The organism is Fictibacillus enclensis (assembly GCF_030123385.1).
GTDB lineage: Bacteria > Bacillota > Bacilli > Bacillales > Fictibacillaceae > Fictibacillus_C > Fictibacillus_C enclensis.
Genome location: NZ_CP126109.1, coordinates 1,894,348 through 1,912,169, shown reverse-complemented (window position 1 = coordinate 1,912,169; position 17,822 = coordinate 1,894,348). Strand labels below are relative to the sequence as shown.

The 17,822-nt window shown below is 40.8% G+C and carries 20 protein-coding genes, 1 tRNA gene and 1 pseudogene; 10 read left to right on the top strand and 12 right to left on the bottom strand.

Going from position 1 to position 17,822, the window contains the following annotated elements:
- Nucleotides 1–4 precede the first annotated feature (4 nt).
- The 5 genes from QNH15_RS10245 to QNH15_RS10225 all read right to left on the bottom strand — a co-directional run bounded on the left by QNH15_RS10245 (nucleotide 5) and on the right by QNH15_RS10225 (nucleotide 5,834).
- The gene (locus QNH15_RS10245; RefSeq protein ID WP_283894488.1) at nucleotides 5–1,546 is read right to left on the bottom strand and encodes an MDR family MFS transporter; all 1,542 of its coding nucleotides are present in this window, start codon (nucleotides 1,544–1,546) and stop codon (nucleotides 5–7) included.
- A complete protein-coding gene (locus QNH15_RS10240) occupies nucleotides 1,539–2,432 on the bottom strand; it encodes a cation diffusion facilitator family transporter (RefSeq protein WP_283894487.1) in 894 nt (297 codons plus the stop codon). The genes QNH15_RS10245 and QNH15_RS10240 overlap by 8 nt, the downstream gene beginning before the upstream one ends.
- An 82-nt stretch (nucleotides 2,433–2,514) precedes the next feature.
- The gene (locus QNH15_RS10235) at nucleotides 2,515–3,258 is read right to left on the bottom strand and encodes an SDR family NAD(P)-dependent oxidoreductase (protein WP_283894486.1); all 744 of its coding nucleotides are present in this window, start codon (nucleotides 3,256–3,258) and stop codon (nucleotides 2,515–2,517) included.
- Between the two features lie 138 nt (nucleotides 3,259–3,396).
- The gene (locus QNH15_RS10230; protein ID WP_430667142.1) at nucleotides 3,397–4,434 is read right to left on the bottom strand and encodes a zinc-binding alcohol dehydrogenase family protein; all 1,038 of its coding nucleotides are present in this window, start codon (nucleotides 4,432–4,434) and stop codon (nucleotides 3,397–3,399) included.
- A gap of 692 nt (nucleotides 4,435–5,126) precedes the next feature.
- Nucleotides 5,127–5,834, bottom strand: coding sequence for a DNA alkylation repair protein (locus QNH15_RS10225; RefSeq protein ID WP_283894483.1), 708 nt, complete (start codon nucleotides 5,832–5,834; stop codon nucleotides 5,127–5,129).
- A gap of 148 nt (nucleotides 5,835–5,982) precedes the next feature.
- Here QNH15_RS10225 and QNH15_RS26315 point away from each other — a divergent pair, with 148 nt between their 5' ends.
- Entirely contained in the window at nucleotides 5,983–6,120 is a 138-nt protein-coding gene (locus tag QNH15_RS26315; protein WP_488259973.1) for a transposase, read from the top strand.
- Nucleotides 6,068–6,447: pseudogene (locus tag QNH15_RS10220) on the top strand (transposase); the annotation flags it as partial. The gene QNH15_RS26315 and the pseudogene QNH15_RS10220, both read left to right, overlap by 53 nt.
- A 266-nt stretch (nucleotides 6,448–6,713) precedes the next feature.
- Here QNH15_RS10220 and QNH15_RS10215 read toward each other — a convergent pair.
- Nucleotides 6,714–7,550, bottom strand: coding sequence for an STAS domain-containing protein (locus tag QNH15_RS10215; protein ID WP_283894481.1), 837 nt, complete (start codon nucleotides 7,548–7,550; stop codon nucleotides 6,714–6,716).
- Nucleotides 7,551–8,265: 715 nt separating this feature from the next.
- On the opposite strand from QNH15_RS10215, the gene QNH15_RS10210 reads away from it, so the two are divergent.
- Nucleotides 8,266–8,439 (top strand): hypothetical protein, encoded by a 174-nt coding sequence (locus tag QNH15_RS10210; protein ID WP_283894479.1) that lies wholly within the window; start codon nucleotides 8,266–8,268, stop codon nucleotides 8,437–8,439.
- A 372-nt stretch (nucleotides 8,440–8,811) separates the two neighbouring features.
- On the opposite strand, the gene QNH15_RS10205 is transcribed toward QNH15_RS10210, so the two are convergent.
- From QNH15_RS10205 to QNH15_RS10195, 3 genes are all read right to left on the bottom strand, one after another.
- Nucleotides 8,812–8,887 (bottom strand) — tRNA-Val (locus QNH15_RS10205).
- A gap of 117 nt (nucleotides 8,888–9,004) precedes the next feature.
- Nucleotides 9,005–9,772: a DUF6143 family protein gene (locus QNH15_RS10200; RefSeq protein WP_283894477.1), complete on the bottom strand. Its 768-nt coding sequence runs from the start codon at nucleotides 9,770–9,772 to the stop codon at nucleotides 9,005–9,007.
- 117 nt (nucleotides 9,773–9,889) lie between these two features.
- Entirely contained in the window at nucleotides 9,890–10,444 is a 555-nt protein-coding gene (locus QNH15_RS10195) for a phosphatidylglycerophosphatase A family protein (protein ID WP_283894475.1), read from the bottom strand.
- A 129-nt stretch (nucleotides 10,445–10,573) separates the two neighbouring features.
- Here QNH15_RS10195 and QNH15_RS10190 point away from each other — a divergent pair, with 129 nt between their 5' ends.
- The 4 genes from QNH15_RS10190 (at nucleotide 10,574) to QNH15_RS10175 (ending at nucleotide 13,089) form a co-directional block, all read left to right on the top strand.
- Nucleotides 10,574–11,296 carry an alpha/beta hydrolase gene (locus tag QNH15_RS10190; protein WP_283894473.1) on the top strand — a complete coding sequence of 241 codons (723 nt, stop codon included), beginning with the start codon at nucleotides 10,574–10,576 and terminating at the stop codon, nucleotides 11,294–11,296.
- A 63-nt stretch (nucleotides 11,297–11,359) separates the two neighbouring features.
- Complete coding sequence (locus tag QNH15_RS10185; RefSeq protein ID WP_283894471.1) at nucleotides 11,360–11,878, top strand: 2'-5' RNA ligase family protein; 519 nt, start codon at nucleotides 11,360–11,362, stop codon at nucleotides 11,876–11,878.
- Nucleotides 11,879–11,886: 8 nt separating this feature from the next.
- Entirely contained in the window at nucleotides 11,887–12,318 is a 432-nt protein-coding gene (locus tag QNH15_RS10180; protein WP_430667162.1) for a GNAT family N-acetyltransferase, read from the top strand.
- 90 nt (nucleotides 12,319–12,408) lie between these two features.
- Nucleotides 12,409–13,089 (top strand): YetF domain-containing protein, encoded by a 681-nt coding sequence (locus tag QNH15_RS10175; RefSeq protein WP_283895526.1) that lies wholly within the window; start codon nucleotides 12,409–12,411, stop codon nucleotides 13,087–13,089.
- Nucleotides 13,090–13,130: 41 nt separating this feature from the next.
- Here the strand turns inward: QNH15_RS10175 and QNH15_RS10170 are convergent, their stop codons facing one another.
- Nucleotides 13,131–14,021 (bottom strand): hypothetical protein, encoded by an 891-nt coding sequence (locus QNH15_RS10170; protein ID WP_283894467.1) that lies wholly within the window; start codon nucleotides 14,019–14,021, stop codon nucleotides 13,131–13,133.
- A 114-nt stretch (nucleotides 14,022–14,135) separates the two neighbouring features.
- Nucleotides 14,136–15,302 carry a BMQ_0737 family morphogenetic spore coat protein gene (locus QNH15_RS10165; RefSeq protein WP_488259972.1) on the bottom strand — a complete coding sequence of 389 codons (1,167 nt, stop codon included), beginning with the start codon at nucleotides 15,300–15,302 and terminating at the stop codon, nucleotides 14,136–14,138.
- 116 nt (nucleotides 15,303–15,418) lie between these two features.
- On the opposite strand from QNH15_RS10165, the gene QNH15_RS10160 reads away from it, so the two are divergent.
- From QNH15_RS10160 to QNH15_RS10150, 3 genes are all read left to right on the top strand, one after another.
- Complete coding sequence (locus tag QNH15_RS10160) at nucleotides 15,419–16,285, top strand: hypothetical protein (protein ID WP_283894463.1); 867 nt, start codon at nucleotides 15,419–15,421, stop codon at nucleotides 16,283–16,285.
- Nucleotides 16,286–16,319: 34 nt separating this feature from the next.
- Nucleotides 16,320–16,478, top strand: coding sequence for a hypothetical protein (locus QNH15_RS10155; protein ID WP_283894461.1), 159 nt, complete (start codon nucleotides 16,320–16,322; stop codon nucleotides 16,476–16,478).
- Nucleotides 16,479–16,646: 168 nt separating this feature from the next.
- Nucleotides 16,647–17,033 carry a hypothetical protein gene (locus QNH15_RS10150; protein ID WP_283894459.1) on the top strand — a complete coding sequence of 129 codons (387 nt, stop codon included), beginning with the start codon at nucleotides 16,647–16,649 and terminating at the stop codon, nucleotides 17,031–17,033.
- 48 nt (nucleotides 17,034–17,081) lie between these two features.
- Here QNH15_RS10150 and QNH15_RS10145 read toward each other — a convergent pair whose 3' ends face one another.
- Entirely contained in the window at nucleotides 17,082–17,804 is a 723-nt protein-coding gene (locus QNH15_RS10145; protein WP_283894457.1) for a glycosyltransferase, read from the bottom strand.
- Nucleotides 17,805–17,822: the final 18 nt, after the last annotated feature.

Here is a 17,822-nt window from a genome sequence, read left to right as displayed (position 1 = left end):
GAAATCAGTACCAGGAATTATCAACTTCTTTTTTTGGATTTTCTGTTTTGGGAAGCAGAATGGAAAACAACAAACTTAAAAACGACAGGATAAGAACACCTTTATAAACATCCGCAAGGGAAAACGAAAGGCCATTTTGCAGCAGCTCCAGAACCGAACTGCTCAGTTTGCTTCTTTTTTCTTCATCCAGCAAAATGTTAGCCGCATCAAGTGTGACCTTCTCATTTTCATTTCCATGACGGTCAAAATACGTACTCAGCCTGGTGTTCAGAATACCGCCAAGAACGGCAGCTCCCAGTGCGCTTCCTACGATTCTCATAAACATATTGGATGCCGTGGCAATCCCCCTCGTTTTCCAGTCCACTGTATTTTGAATGGCAACAATATAGGTGGTATTCGTCAGCCCCATGCCGCACCCAATAAGAAAGGAACCAGCACCAGCCCAAACCGGGCCTTTGGCAGGGTCCATAAAGATAAATACTAGCGAACCAAGAAGCAAGGCAATACCGCCTGCAACTGCTACGGGGCGGAATCCTATTTTCAATAGCAGCTTTCCGGCAATCGTTGAACAAATTGGCCATCCAACCGACATGGCAGTCAATGTAAAACCAGCCACAACGGGTGGCTGTTCCATCACCCCTTGAATATACGTGGGAAGGAAACTGGAAATCCCGATCAACACAGCACCGTTCGTTAGCGATGCGGCATTTGAAAGCGAGATTAGGCGGTTGTTCCATAAAGAAATCGGCATCAAGGGTTCAGGAATCCTTGACTCATGCTTGAAGAAACCGAACAGAATGAGCACCGAACCGATTCCGAGAACGTAGGTTTCCCATGAATTCCATGGCCACGCTGTCCCTCCCTGTATAAGAAGAACCATCAGGGAACTTACCCCAATCAAAACAAGGAGCGAACCAAGGTAATCGATATGTACTTTTTTCCGCTCTACGTTCTCATGCAGGAATTTTCCAACTCCCGCCATAGCTAGAATTCCGAGCGGGATATTCATCCAAAATACTAATGACCAATGGGAGTATGTAACAAAGAAACCTCCAAGCAACGGACCGACAATCGCTGAGATTCCCCAAACACTTGCAAGGTAGCCCTGAATTTTCGCCCGCTCTTCAATCGTGTACATATCCCCAACAATTGTAGTTGCGATTGGCTGCACGGCTCCTGCTCCAAGACCCTGAATCAAACGGTAAATGATCAGCTGTTTCATAGAGCCTGCCAGCCCGCACATAACCGATCCTATTAAAAAAATGATAATACCAATCATGAAAACCGGCTTACGGCCGAATAAATCGGACAACTTCCCATAAATAAGAATAGTGACCGCCTGCATGAGCAGATATGCGGAAAATACCCAGCTGTACAAAGCAAATCCACCCAAATCCCCAACAATGCCAGGCATGGCTGTAGAAACAATCGTTCCTTCGATGGCTGCCATAAACATGGCAATAATCACCGATGCAAGAACATACGGCCGTTTTGTCTGCGGTTCTTCTCGGCTTGCGGGCTCTTTCCTTTGGAAACTCTCATTCATTTGTCTCAACCTCTTTTCGTATCTCATGCGGCTCTACATGAACAGAAATACTTTCTACTTTATATTTACGCCTGAGTTCGGCTTCAAGCTTTTCCGTAATCGAGTGGCTTTCAATCACATTCAGATCCGGGTGAACATGGATGGTTACATCAAGAATCACCGAATTCCCGTGTTTTCTGGCTTTTAAATCCGTTACTTGCTTCACCCCTTGCACGTTCAAAATTTGCTTTTCTATCCTTTTCCCCTCTTCATAATCAAACCCGTCGGAGAGATTATGTGAAGTTTCGTAAAAGATATCCCAGCCGGTTTTGATGATCATGATGGCAACAAGGATTGCCGCCAATGGATCCAGCCAAACTACACCGAGCTGTGCTCCAAAGATTCCCACAGCCGCACCAATGCTGACAAACGCATCGGACCGGTTATCTAAAGCCGCTGCTTTTAAACCCTGGCTTTCTGTTTGGCGGGCAAGCCTAATATTGTACCGATAAACTCCCAGCATAACCAAGGCAGAAAAAATGGCCGTCATTCCTGCAATCATGGATGGAGGCTCGATTTCAAAAACCACAATACTTTTGATGGCAGAAATCAATACCTCGAGCCCAATTACTACCATTATAAAAGAAGCGACCATGGATGCAATGGTTTCCGCTCTGAGATGGCCATAGGGATGGTCTAAATCCGCAGGTTTTTTTGAAATTTTCAACCCGATCAGAACAGCCAAAGAGGCCAGAATATCCGTTGAGTTGTTTAATCCGTCTGCTACCAGAGCTTCGGAGGAATAAAGCCAGCCTATGCCCAGTTTTAGAAAGGATAAAACGATATAGGCTGCCAAACTAAGATAAACGCCTCTCTCCACTTTTGCCTGCACCTTCTGCTCTGCCATGTCCTAATCTCCCTTTAACCATACTCCTGTATTTGCAGTTAGGATGTCTAAACTTACTAAAAAACATCCCTGTTCAAGATCATTAATGGTGATAAATCATTTTCCGTGTCATTCCGCCATCAATAACAAGATTTTCACCGTTGATGAAGTTATTCTCCGGATTCGTTAAATACAAGCAAGCTCTTGATATGTCAGAAACGGTTCCAACGCGTTTTGACCAGTGCTGTTCATGGTCCACATCACGCAGGCCCTCATAGTCCTTTGTTTCAATCCAGCCAGGACTAATGGAATTAACTGTAATTCCCTCTTCGCTCAAGGAAGCGGCCAGCGCATGGGTTAAAGCCACAATGCCTCCTTTGGTGGCAGCATATGCTTCACTGTTGGGTTCTGACATGGAAGCACGAGTCGATGCAATATTCACAATCGATCCCCCTCCCTTTTGCTTCATTTGTTTTGCCGCTTCTCTGGAACATAAGAAAACGCTGCGGAGATTTGTTTGAATGACATCATCCCATTCATCCACACTTAGTTCGAGTGGTGATTTCCAAATCCCCTTTCCAGCATTGTTAATCAGAATATCAACTGGTCCAAAAATAGTCTGTGTCCTTTCCATTAATGCGACGATATCCTCCGGTTTCCGGACATCGGTTTCGATAAATTCAGCCTTTCCATTTGCTGAAGAAATCTCTTTCAGCGTTCCCGCCGCTTCTGCCTCCTTCACATCCGCAATAACCACACGAGCACCCGCATGCGCGTAATCAATCGCAATTTGCCTTCCAATCCCCTGCCCTGCACCCGTTACAATCACTACCTTGCCTTTAAACATATGTGGAACATCTCCTTTTACATGGATTTAGCTTCATTCGATTCCTGAAATATTCCCTTAAATTCTATACCAATAACAGGAATGATCTAAAAAAAACAGCAGCTGGCTGCTGTTTTTAAAGGTAGAAACTACTTTTATTTATTTGTTATTACTTACAACTACTTTTCCAATCGTTTTACCTGATTCCAGCTTGGAATGCGCCTCTCTCATGGTTTCTGCATTGAAAGGTCTCAATGTTTCCGTTAATGTGGCTATAATCTTTCCATCGTCGAACATTTTACTCATTTTTGAGAGAATCTCATGCTGTTTTATCATATCTTCCGTTTCGAATAGAGAGCGGGTAAACATAAATTCCATAATAAATGTTACACTTTTCTGCTGCAGTAAACTGATATTCAGCGGAGTTGATGTTTCTACGATGGAACAAACCTTACCTTGGGGTGATATAGCTTCCATCATTCTTTCCCAGTGCTGATCGGTACTGTTCAGACAAAATATATAGTCCGCCTCATAGAGACCTAATTGCTTCAACTGCGGCAAAAAATCCTCATAGTGGCTGATCGCATAGTCTGCACCATGTTTTTTCGCCCAACCCTTTGTTTCAGGCCGAGACGCTGTGCCAATCACCGTTAATCCCGACCATTTTGCAAGCTGAAGTGCAATTGATCCTACTCCCCCTGCCGCACCTATGATCAGTATCGATTTTCCCTCATTTACCTCAGGCTGCAAAGAGATTCCCAATCGGTCAAATAACCCTTCCCAGGCTGTCAGGCTTGTGAGTGGCATTGCGGCAGCTTCTTCATAACTTAGCGTTTTTGGTTTATGGGCGGCAATTCGTTCATCCACGAGATGAAATTCACTGTTCCCTCCTGGCCTATTAATGGAACCTGCATAATAAACTTCGTCACCCTCTTTGAACATCGTTACATCAGATCCTGTCTCAGCCACAACCCCTGAAACATCCCAGCCTAGGATTTTCGGCTCCTTTTCCACCCTGTCTTTTGGTCCCCTTACTTTCGTGTCCACAGGGTTTACAGAAACGGCTTTTACTTTTATGAGAAGATCTTTTTTTCCTGGAACCGGCTTATCAATTTCAACATCCACCAAACTCTCTGGATGGTCGATTGGGAGATACTTGTACAAACCCACTGCCTTCATTTTCTGACTCATCAACATTCATCCTTTCTTTTTTGTTACGTTACCCCAACATGCCAGAGAAAAACATAGGTCCAAAAATTCGCTGCCCGTCCAAACCAACATCGGACGAGATGCATAAGCTATCACAAGTACAAGTTCTAATCCTAAAAAAGGTGGTTGGCAAATGAAGTTCCCCCAAAAACATTCACAGGTTTGCATGCGGTTTAAACACCTGAAACCTGGAAATGTGGTGCGTATTCATTTACATGGTACGTCCGTTCAAGTGACCTTCAGACAATATGATCCTACTACAGGGATTGTTATAGCAGCAATTTCTGATGGCAGTCTTGTTAAATTCAAATGCTGTGACGTAAATAACGTTGAAAAGAACCCGACCCAAAATTGGTTGCTAGAAGGGCGAAGCTAATTGGATCCAAATAAATAGGGACAGCCGAGCTGGCTGTCCTTTTTAGCATATACCTTATTTACGTTTCGTATATCATACAATCTGCTTTCGCTGTTTTTTCTCATAAATTAATTTATGGGATATTTGTTGTATAACGATGTTGACGTCGTTGTTTTGTACTTAAACATGATATCTCAGAAACAAGTTACTAATAAGGATTACTATAAAATGAAAGTAAGAGAAAACAACAGACTTCATCAAGGACTAACAGGCTGATCTATTGTATAAGTTATGGTGATTTAAAAGAGTACTAAAAAAGCCAATGTTAACATCTAACATACTTTCTTTTAAAACCAAGTTTCCCTCTTTCCATTTGTTTTTGAATACTTTCGTAAGCGTTTAGGAAGCTGCTTTTCTTCTTATCCCGTTTTACTTCTACGATACCCACTTCCTTCGCGGTCTCGACCGCCTTTTCATGCAGCGGCAAAAATGAAACCCCCACCGTGTTTAAAAAATTATTCATTGCAGATTTTGTTCGTTCTGGCGAAGCATGAATAGAACCTTTCAAAATATCTAGCATATTTGAAATCTTACTTTCTGAAAACTCATGGTCTTTGCGATTCCCTAACAGCCAGCAGTAACAACTCCAGCCGGCAGACATTTTAAGTTCTTCGTCGCTTGCAATCCATTGATCAGCAACGTCTTGTGCAATTTCTGACTCTGATAAAGTTACTGCCACTACATAATCAGAAAGCATATAAAAATATGCTTCATCCAACCATCGGTTATAGTCAGCCTCAGTCATGCCATTTGGGTTTGCAATGATGCCTGCAAAATACATGGCATCGTAGTTACCTGTGGCATAAAGCTCTTCAGCTAAACGTTGATTTATTTTTATTATCTTTGCGAGTGGTTTCATAGCACCTGTAGCCACACCAAAAAGCGGCTCGTGCGCACCATTTGATAAGTAGATTTTTTTTGTTCGTTCCTTACCGAGCACTTCAAGTTCCTGCATAACTGTTTCAAAGTCCATTGTGCAATTCCTCCCTTACTATTTTTCTCGTTTCATTGTAACCGAATCGATTATTTTTTTATCAAGTCTTTTATTCCACACAATTTTAGCACTACCCTTTTGCCTTCACGAATCCGTCATACGCAATCCTCCAATCTGATTGCTCAAGGTGCCTCAGGATCACTTAGTACTTAAGATTGATCAGGTCATAAACTTTGATTTTATTTATGATGCCATTGAACATACCTATTCTCTGGACAATGGACGACCGAGAGAAATTGTTTGCCTATTCTTTTCACACTGCTAGTGACTCCAAAGGATTTATACTCGGCAGTTTAGTTACCGGAGCCAATGTACACGACAGTAGAATGCTTGAGCCACTAGTGAATCAATTAATTGAAAAGGTCGGAAAGCCTACCGCCTTAGCTGTAGATGCCGGCTATAAAACACCACCGATTGCCAAGTTCTTGATTGACCAGAATGTTCGTCCCGTTATGCCTTACACCCGTCCCAAAAACAAAAGAGGGCTTCTTTAAGAAATATGACTCAGAATATTTGCCCGGAAGGGGAAACTTTGCCTTATCGAACGACGAACCGCGGAGGCTATCGTCAGTTTGCTTCCGATCCTAGAGTAAAGACCCTAATTCATCAAGAGCTGCCAGTGTAATTTGGTGACGTCCATCAGTAGAATGTTTCGATAACATCTAAATTCTCCCCTCAAACCGTATCTGGTTTCATTCTACAATAAAAAAAACTTGTAGACATGAGACTTTGTCTACAAGCTGAACCGATCTTTTTAGTAAGATCGGTTTTTGCTCTTCAATGATGACTTTCTGCTAGTGAACAGAGCTTCAAAAAGAAGAAATTCATTGTTATGAGTACGTATTTTTTCTGCTTTATTTAATTTGTTTTAAAATAGGTGGTTAATGTTTGCTGAAGAGTACCTTTAGTTGATGCATACTGATCAAATGATATATCTAAATGAATCATTTTTCTAACTAGTTCGGCACGTAGACCAGTAATGACCGCCTCACATCCCATCAAGGAAACGCCGCTCAATACTTTTTGAAAATGATGAATGACCTCAATATCCATATCCGTAATGCCTGATAGGTCAATAATCAACGTTCGAATTTTCATCTTGGAAATCTCCGTTAAGACTTTTTCTTCAATCGTATCTATACGGTATACATCAATAACGCCAATTAAAGGAAGAACCGCAACAAAAGGACTGATTGGTATGATAGGAACGGACAAATGCTCAACCATTTTTCGCTGAGCGCTGATCAATTCATCTTTATAAGTAGAATAGCTTATAAAGAAACTATTGAGAAATTCATCGATGCCGTCATTGACCAGCTGCTCCATTTGAAAGATCGTTTCTCTATAGTCTGAAATGCTGCGTTCATTGGTGTTATTAAGATCAAATTCATACAAATAATGCCATATCGTTCTTCTAATGGCATGCACCCACTCCAACTTAAGAGTAAGGGTTAAAGCATGCTTCGCCCAGGCTACACCTTCTTGTTGAGCAAAGGATATAAGTTCGTTGTCTTTCTTTTCCACAACAAACATGATCATCTTCTCTGCGTTTTTCAAAAGATCGATATTTCCAGATTGTAAAATATCATTTATTTTACCCGCGACATTACCAGCCTCAGATAAAAGTTTGGTTTGAAACTCTTCCCTGTGGTATTTAATAAAATCCGTAATCTGTTTTTGCTGAAGCTTTTCCATTTGGTTTTACTCCTCCCAGCAGTTTAGAAATAGTCTCTTCTCAATATAAAAACTTTCTTGATTCCCGAAATCCTCTATTACATTCTTTATGAAGGCCACTTATTGCTATTTAACATTTTTACCACAGAAGTTATATATCCTATAAAGGATAATCAAACTTCATTATACGGTATAATCATATTTTAATTGTAGCAAATGAATAGCAAACAACTTCTTTAAATGCTCAAGTAAATATTGGTAAATAACAAAATAAACCGTATATCAAACATTCCAAAATCTTCAAATCATAATGTTAGAGATAACTTGAACCTTACTTATCACTCCTGACAACGCAATCACAAATAGCGACAGTACCATATGTAATGACTAAACGACTTCCTTTTTCAGTCCCATACGCCAATGGCGGAGAACAACTTTTTTCATTTTTTCGTATTGCATATCGTATAAAAATTTGAAGGATTATTTTTGGTATTTCCTGGTTCGAGTAATTAAGATACATAAGGTTCCTGTCCCCTAACGATAAACTGGTTGCAGTTAGGAAGTTGCTGTACATTCTTCTGGCTTGCAACAAATAGCGGAGGGTCATGGTAATACATAGTGGAAATGCCTCTATTCTACCTATTTAAATGCCCAATCTGTAAAAACATGCAGACAAAACGCCCATAAGAAGATATCATTAAAGTTAAGAATCATCGGCATTAGGAGGTATGAATAGATGTCATCTGAAAAAAAACTAAACTTTCAAGAGGCGGTTAAGCAAAGACTGGCTGAAAAAAAACAGCAGCAGGCAAACGGGAAATTTTCTACGAATCCTGTAAAATCTACAAAGCAAATGAAGAGCCAGCAGACGAAGAAGGCAAACAACCAACACCGTCGCACCGGCGTTTAATAATCATTTAAAACCCTTTCTAAAGGGTTTTTTTCTTTGTCTCTTTTCGTATAGATTGTTGCTATTTTGACCATCCCATTAGCTCAATTAGCAATATAAGTTAATCCATACTCTATTTAGACTTATCGTATTATTTTTTTAAATTTGCGACAATATTATTAAATTGATTAATGTAGTCAAAGAGTTTATTTACCCAGTCTTCCTCTATTTGTCTGTTCTTAAAAAATAATAAACTCATCGATAAGGGGAAAAACTTCTGCTTATGAAGTGATCGCTCCTCCCTTCAAATGAAGGAAGGAGCGCATCAAAAAACAAAAAAGCCCGTAATCCTTGATATACAAGGCGTTACAGACTGTTAATATGTATAAGTAATGGTGACCCGAGAGGGGCTCGAACCCACGACCTCTACCCTGTCAAGGTAGCGCTCTCCCAGCTGAGCTATCGGATCAATAATTATGTATCGGACAAATAGAATTATATCTCATAACAAGCTATCTTGACAACCCTTTTTATCAAAAATATTTAAAAAGAAATAGACCCTGAAAACAGGGCCCTTTTGATTCCATTATTTTTCTTCCCATTCAAAGGAAACTACGGATTTTAAGTTACAGTCGTTGCAGTGAGCGGTCAGATAGACCATGACGTTCGTACCCTGACCGATCACCCACAGGCCATCGAGATCAACCGTAATGGAAGTATTTGCTGGAATTACGCGTGTGGCGGCAATTGTCCCATTGACTGGGGAATTGGGAAGAATTCCGTACTGGATTTGCCCTTTTGGCCGTTCAGGCGGATTTTTTGAAAGATCTGCCGGTGTTACATTTGAGGACATTTTCCCGTTAAACGGAAGCGTTGGCTTGAAATAGATTTTAGCAACCATGGGATTGCAGGTCATGTTCGAGATGGTGATCCGCTGCAAGGAAACATCCACGTTAGAGCTTGCCGGATTGACAAGCGATGCCCATACATTCTCACCTGGCGGGCATGGACAGACCGAAAGCGTATCGGTAGACCCGAGAAAGTTGTTGGCCTTCGTTTCTTCTGCAGGACTGACCTCCGTTTTTTTCTCCTCTTTTGGATACTTGCCAAAACCCATATTTGGCATCTTGGGCTGTACCGGGATATTTACATTCATATTAGGACTTACCGGATAGTTCATGTTGGGACTGACCGGATAGTTCATATTCGGGCTAATGTTGGGATTCGGATAGTTCATGTTCGGATTCATATTCGGATTCATGTTTGGATTCATATTTGGATTCATGTTTGGATTGCTTCCCTGACCATAACCATATCCTGCCCCCTGGCCATACGGGTACATTCTATTTAGCATATGCATTTTCCCTTCTTTAAAGTTTACACATTATTACCATATGTAGATAAGCTATACTTGGTCAGTCTATTTGGAAAAATGGGTAAAAGAAAAAGCTGTCCCATAAGGACAGCTTAGTTAGCCTATTTTTTCTTCTTGGTCGTTCATGGCGATTTCTTCCTTGGACAATCGTTCTTCCTGGTCTCTGAGGCGATGAGCAAGACGGCTGGAAGCATTGGCGGCAATGCTTGCCACCAGATCGTCAAGAAATGTATGAACACCTTCGTTTGTTTTCGTATCCAGCTTGCGAATGATTCCCAGTTTGTACTTGTCGAGATGACCGAATGTCGTTACCGCAATACTTCCATAGCCGAAAACCGCACCAAGCGCAATCGTTTCGTCCACGCCAAAAAGACCTTCATCCATTTCAACAATGGCCTGCAGTGGTTCCGACAGCATTTTTTTCTCTGCCAGTTTATCCAGTTCGATTCCAACGAGCAGGGCGTGCTGCATTTCCCGTTTTGTCAGTACTTTATCTACACTTTCAATGCATTCAGTCATCGTTAATTGAGGAGAGAACGGAGACTGCATTTCAAATACAATTTCAGCTATATCGGGTATTGTGACACCGCGCTCAGCCAGCAATGTCCTCGCCGCTGCCTCTACATCCCGGCTGTGTACTCTCTTTGTCATTATGTTCACCTCATGTGCTTTCCTTGGATTTTTGCACAATAATCATAAATGTTGATTACATTATACCACTGTATGATAAAATAAAACGAATACTATGAAAGCGCTCTTTTCAAGATAGGAGAATTAGATATGCCCTTTAAAGGTACCATCGATGAACAAACCCTACATAGCAAGGAGCTGAACGAACAGGTTCCTTTACTGGTCTATTACCCGCCAGCATTTACCACTTTAAAAAAATACCCGGTGCTGATCGCGCAAGATGGTCCCGATTATTTTCAATTGGGAAGACTTGCCTCAACAGCGGACGAATTGATTCAATCTCAGGACATTGAGCCCATGATCATTATTGGAATTGCCCATCATCGTGGAGATGACAGATATCAAAAATACCACCCCAACGGCTTAAAACATTCCTCCTATCTGAGGTTTATGTCAAATGAACTGCCAACCTACATTAACCTTGAATTCAATACGTATCTCCTGGGTTCCGGTATGTGCTTGATTGGAGATTCACTGGGTGGGTATGTTTCGCTTGTTTGCGGATTAACTTTTCCTCGTACATTTGGCCAGTTGATTTTGCAGTCGCCTTATATTGATGCAAATGTGCTGGACATTCTGTATTCCTTTTCGGGATATGAATTACTAAAGTTTTACCACGCTGTGGGAACGAAAGAAAACGAATATGCATCGCCTAGCGGTGTAAAAGATTTTCTGACTCCCAACCGGCAATTGGCCAGCGAACTGAAAACCAAGAATTTCGAGTATCGATATGAAGAATTTGATGGAAATCACCTTTGGTCGGATTGGCAGAAGAACTTGATTCCTGCATTAAAGTTTATTTACGGGAAATAATCAATTTGTGAAGTTATAAGAATTTTTGATATACTAATCCAAAAGATAAGGGAGGAAAATTAAATGAACTATGGTATTGCCATTTTCCCATCTACAGACCTGAAAGATAAAATAAATTCATACCGCAAACGTTATGATCCTCATTATTCCATTATCGATCCTCACATTACCCTGAAGGATCCGTTTGTCGCGAGTGATTCTGAAATTGATGAAATTGTAAGTTATATTGAAAATGTGGCCAAGACTGTTCCTCCTATCAAGATTCATATTTCTCGGGTAAGTTCATTTCATCCGGTTAACAATGTTATCTATTTAAAAGTAAACAATACCGAAGAGCTTATCTCTCTGCATGAAAAGCTTTACGAGGGGCCGCTTCAGCATGAGCATCCTTATAATTTCGTCCCCCATCTGACGCTGGCTCAAAAGCTTTCTGATGTAGAGCATGCCGATGTTCTTGAACGTCTTAAAATGGTGGAAGCAGAATATGAAGAAACCGTAAATGAATTTCACCTTCTCAAACGGGATGAAGAATCAGACCGCTGGAACGTATACAAAACATTCACACTGGGGAAGGAAGCATAAACTTGAAAATCAAAGTCATTACTTCGAAAGATGAAGCATACAAGGATGCTTTATTTGTTCGAAAAGAGGTATTCGTTAACGAACAAAACGTATCAGAAGAACTCGAAGTGGATCATCTTGAGGATACGGCTACTCACTTTGTACTCTATGATGCCGAAGATCAACCGATTGGTGCTGGACGAATGCGTCCCATTGCAGATGGTGGAAAAGTGGAAAGGGTTTGCATTCTCTCCAGCCGGCGCAAGCAAGGTCTTGGTGATTTACTGATGAAGAGCATGGAACAGGAAGCCTCCCGGCTGAACTATCCCGCGTTAACATTATATGCGCAGGTACAGGCAGAGGATTTTTATAAAAAGCTGGGATACACCACAACATCAAAACAACCCTTTATCGACGCTAACATTCTCCATGTGGCGATGAAAAAAGCATTGAACAGATGACCATTGGTTCAATGCTTTTTTCTGTTTAATTATGAGTAATTTACAGTCCAATAGTGAACACTATCGGTAATTTCGCATCTTTTGGGGGATATCATGAACCTTGGTACAATTACAATTGAAATGGTCGTAGGCTTTTTCGCACTATTTTTCCTGACGAAAATTCTTGGAAAAACGCAATTGTCCCAATTGACACCCTTTGATTTTATTTCTGCACTCATTCTTGGAGAACTTGTTGGTAACGCCATGTATGATCCCGATGTCCATATCTGGATGATATTGTTCGCAATCAGTGTTTGGGGAATTCTCATGTACTCATTGGAAATCCTCACTCAAAAATCCATGAAATTTCGAAAGATTTTGGAGGGTTCCCCTTCGATTGTCATTCGAAATGGGACAATGGACCGGAAACAAATGAAAAAAAACAAAATTGATATCAACCAGTTGCAAAACCTGATCCGGCAAAAGGGATATTTCAGTATAAGAGAAATCGATTATGCCATTCTTGAGACGAACGGTTCGATCTCTGTTCTTCCCAAAAGCGATAATCAGCCAGTCACACGCCAGGACATAAAGCTGTCACAAGAAGAAACCACCCTCCCAGTGACTTTAATCATGGATGGAACCATTCTAACTGATAACCTCCCTACAGCTGGTGTTAACGAAGAATGGCTGTTAAAACAGCTTAAACAGCAAAACATTCACTCAGCTAAAGAAGTATTTTATGCAGAATGGAAAAAAGACGAGGGTCTGTTTGTGATGAAGGAAAATTAAAAAAGAACACGACATGTGTTCTTTTTAGGTTTTGGATATGATCAGAAATTGATAGCGATATGATTTAAGGCCTTTACCTTGTATTGCTGTTTGTTGAAAAATACAAAAGCTTCAATGGTCAGATTTCCGATTGCTTCTTTTTTAAACGGAATAAGATAATCTTGAATGACAGCTTTTTCCCCAGGATCGATGGAAAGGTCGCGAATGGGGCATATCCACAGTTCTCCTCTTTCCTTTGCCTCTTTTGACCAATCATTATCAATAAACATCCACTGATAGTTTGCTAGATTATCCTGATTCGTTTCATTGTTTTCGGTGGAGTAGATTTTTCCTTTTAGGACATTGGCTTCGTTTGGCTGGAACCTGAAGCAAATGGACGGGTTATGCAAAGATACAATCCCCGTATTTTCGATCAAAAATGACCCTTTGATCAAACCGCTTAGATCTTCCTTCATGATCATGGAATAATCAAACAAGCAAAGACATTCATAATCCCGTTTTACAAAGATGCTGTCTTCTTCATCTTCCGCTTTTTTCAGGAATGGATCGGGACGTCCATGAAGAGACAGCTTTTTTTCCAGAGCCTTGATTTTTTGCATGCTGTTTTCCAGTTTGACTTCCTTCTCATTAATTTCTTTCTGAACTGCAGTCAACAAATTTTCATAATCGGCAACTCTTTTTTCATAATCTACACTTTGGGCATGTGCCAACTGTTCCCTCAGCTGGATGACCTCTTCTTCAAGTCTTGCCCTGTGAGCGTCAAGTGCCTGAAATTCAGCCTCTCTTGCCGCATTGTTCACTTCTTTCTCAAGGGTCTCAATTTGTTCTTCGGCAAAAACCAGTTTTTTTTCAAGAGCTAACGATTTTTCCTGATAAAATTCAGCACGGGCAATCAGACGGTCATAGCTCAACCGCTCTTTTTGAGAATGCATTTGCGTCCCTCCCTAAATAGGCTCCCATCTCTATCTTATGTAATATGGGGTGATTCGTTCACTGAAATACAAAAAAAGAGCAGGCGATCCCTGCTCTCTAGACAGTTCATGAGATTATTTCATCTTGATGTCGTCAAAGGACACGCAATTTTCCACTTCAAGGGTGCCTTCTTCGACTTTTACAATGCCTGATTCAAATACCGTTACACCGCGTTCATTCACTAGCTGCAACTGGAATAAGGTTCCGGAATGTTTGCTGACGGTTGCAAAATTAAAGTCAAACTCCTCACCTTCATCGGTTGTACCTGTACCTGATACTGTAAATTTAAGCCCTTTTCCTTCAGAAGGTTCGCAAACCAGACTATCCTGATCGAAGCTGTCTGCCGTGAAGCTAAAGTTGTTCATATCGCCGTCTTCTTGATCAAACGTAAATTGTAATGAGCTGTCACTCAAGCTGCAGTTCTGGCAGATTTCTGCAAGGACGCCAAGACGACCTTTTTCCGTGGCATTACTGCCTGTATAACCACTTGCTTCACCAGATACACTGCAGTCGCAGCTCGGTCTAGGAAAGATATCCGGACATTGCGCCGGGAATACAATTTCAGGACAAGCGAACATTTCATCTTCTTCAGCTGAAAGATCATTGTTACGAGGTGCGCAGAATTTAGCAAGCACTTCAAGTTTGACTTCTGCTTCAATTTGGATATCGACACAGAAGGTGATGGTTATGGTGAAAGATCTTGGAGCCGGACTGTTTAGAATGACTGTTCCTGTTGGAATTTTGCAAAGAATGCGTGTGATGCGGCAGAATAGATCCGTTCCATCAGGATAACATAACACGAATGGTTCAAGGACAGATGCATCGGTCCTTACACAAGTAACAACCTTTCCGTTTCTGTCGACGACTGCAACTTCCACTTCGGAAGTAAACAAAAGCTCTACGAGCTGTGCTTCCACGAAGCTGCCATTCAGTGAAACGGTAACATCTCTCTTGTCTCCCACCTGCTCACACATAAATGTTTCAGTCGCCGCCATGGTTTCATCCCCATTAAGCGGAAAAACAGGAGGAGTAACCGGTGTCTGGCAGGTCAGACGCAGAGGACGGCGAGCCGGATCCGCTAAAGCTTCTTCTATCCTTCTTATCTGCTCTGGATTGAAACTAACTTGTTTGGTTACAGAAAATGTGTCTGTTAACCAATCGTACACCTTCTGCACCCTTATGCATTCTTCTTGGAGACTATTGGTAGCCTTCGGTATCGATTTCTTGTGATTTAAACCCATAGTTTCCCTTCCTTTCCTTATCATGTTCTGAAGATTCCATACATACTATGGGAGTACGATAGGTTATGACACAAGAATGAATGCCTATTTTTCGGGCGGTTAGGAGGATAGACAATATGATTCTTACATTTGAAGGCAAACAGATCGGACAGGTGGACACCAATTTTTTTCAACATATAAAACCCTTATTAAATTACTGGGGATTGCAATGGAATGAGAACTATGATGAAATCGAACCGGCTTTGTATGGCCAGTGTTATGTGATCTCAGGTCTTGAGCAAAGGGACCTGGAAAGTGTTAAAAAACTACTTAAGCATACGGATGTTATTATAGAAGAAAACCCCTCGGGAGTGAACATAACAGCCACAATATCGGTTTCGTTTGTTGCAGATCAGCCTGTACCCATCATCGTTCAAACAGAAAATTCCAAACTCCTCTATATTACTCCAGCCGAGAATACCGAAAACGCTGTTCAAAACATTATCCATAAGAACATCCTATGTAAAAGAAAATCAAATCACTATTCTTTTTCCTTCAGATGGAGGGAGAAAGAATATATTCCTGAATGGATTAGCTACCTCATCCTACAGATTGGACTCTCCAAGACATTTTCTTCCCTCGCCTCCATCTCTTTTGGAGAATTCCAAACAGGTATAAACCACATCTTAAGATCGATAAATCCCATGCTCGCTGATCTGCAATGCGAAAGAGAAACGAAAAAAATGAAAAACCCAAAAATCGAGCCTGAATTGAAGGTGCCTGACACCTTCATCGCTCCTCAACAGCTTATACCTATCCGAAGCAGTCCCGCAACAGTGTCACGAAATAAAAATCTTCATAACGGGCCAGCCATTAACCCATTTAAAAACATACAAATCCCAGAATCGACTATCAATCCGTTTAAACAAAAACAAGGCAAAACTTCAACCGCCATTAATCCCTTTCAGCCAAATACCTATACCACTCGGAGCAGTAAAGAATAGTATAAAATCAACTTACTGAAAAGGTGTTGGTGGAATGGATAAATCTCAAATGCGCAGCAGGCTATATCGTGATCGCCAGCAGAAAAAGTCAAAAAAATCACAAAGCAAACCGTCATTGTTTGACCCTGTGAAAAAAAAGAAGGGCTGCAAAACGTGCGGAAAAGTAACGTGGAAGCCTAAGAAAAATCAATGATGGCCACTAAAAAAGAAGGATCCCCCCCTTCTTTTTTTCTATTTCTGGTAGATAAACCTATTTTTTGTACAAGTAGGTACTTATCTATGCAAATTTTAAAAAACTCAATATATTATATTACCCCCTGATTTAACAGGAGTGAGGGAAAACAATTGAGGAGGAAAAGTAATGGGTTCATTATTTAATAACCACGGGTGCAGCTGCAACGAAGAAAGTTCCAGCTCCAGCTCCAGCTCCAGTTCCAGCTCCAGCTTTATACACAAGAAAAGAAAAAAAGAAAGCTCTAGTTCTAGCTCAAGTTCAAGCTTTATACAAAAAAAGAAAAAACGACAAGAAAGCTCTAACATCTGTAAAGGCTGTGCATGTAATCAGATTAGAAAGTTAACACCTGGTGCATTGGTACAAATCGTGCTAAGAGGCGGAGAAGACTTCTTTGATGGCGAGATCACATTCGCATGTTTCGATCATAAGACTTGCTGTGCGACTTTCATCTTGGATGGATATCCGATCATCATTGACTGCCGTCAAATCGTTGCAATCCAGCTATTCACGTAATAATTGATTACGAAAAAATCAGGCCATTTGAGCCTGATTTTTTTCCATTTAGAGAATAGGTTTTTTCGTAATATAAGGCCTATAATCATCGGTTTTAGCAATCACAGTGCAGAATTTCAAGATCGTATCATTTTTAATCCTCCATGTATGGCTATCCGGTTCATAGCTTCTTAAATAAACATAGTTATCTTTCGTTGCTGAGTATACACGGATTCCATTCTCTATACATAATTTACAAAAAGCTGCATCCTCAGCAATATTGGTGGAACTGAATTTTACCGTATTAAAAATTTCTTTTTTAAAAACCAACGTCCCTCCCATTAATAAATGATTATTGTATGTCCCCTCATTTTTCGCAACTGCCCCCCCAAACTTATTCGGATTAAATTCGGTAAGCAGACTCTGATCTTTAAAATACATAAAAATGGAGGTTTTTCCCACCACGGACGCTTGAGAATCCCTTAAAGCCTGAAGGGAGTGCGTCAAGTAATAAGGCGAATAGTAATCATCATCATCAAATTTAGCGATATTGCTGTATTTTGCTTTTTCCACACCAAAGTTTAAACATTCCCCCAATGTAATATTAGAAGGCAATTGATAAATAGAAATTCCAGAAGAATCAACAGCTCTTCTTTTCCATTTTTCAGCATCCATATTATCTTTATTTAAAATGATAATCAATTCTTTTTCTACATCTTGCTGACGATCAAAATTAAGGAAAACCTCTTCCATACAACTATCCCTGATTGTGCAAGTGATGACGGAAACCATACAAGCCTCCTCTATTCC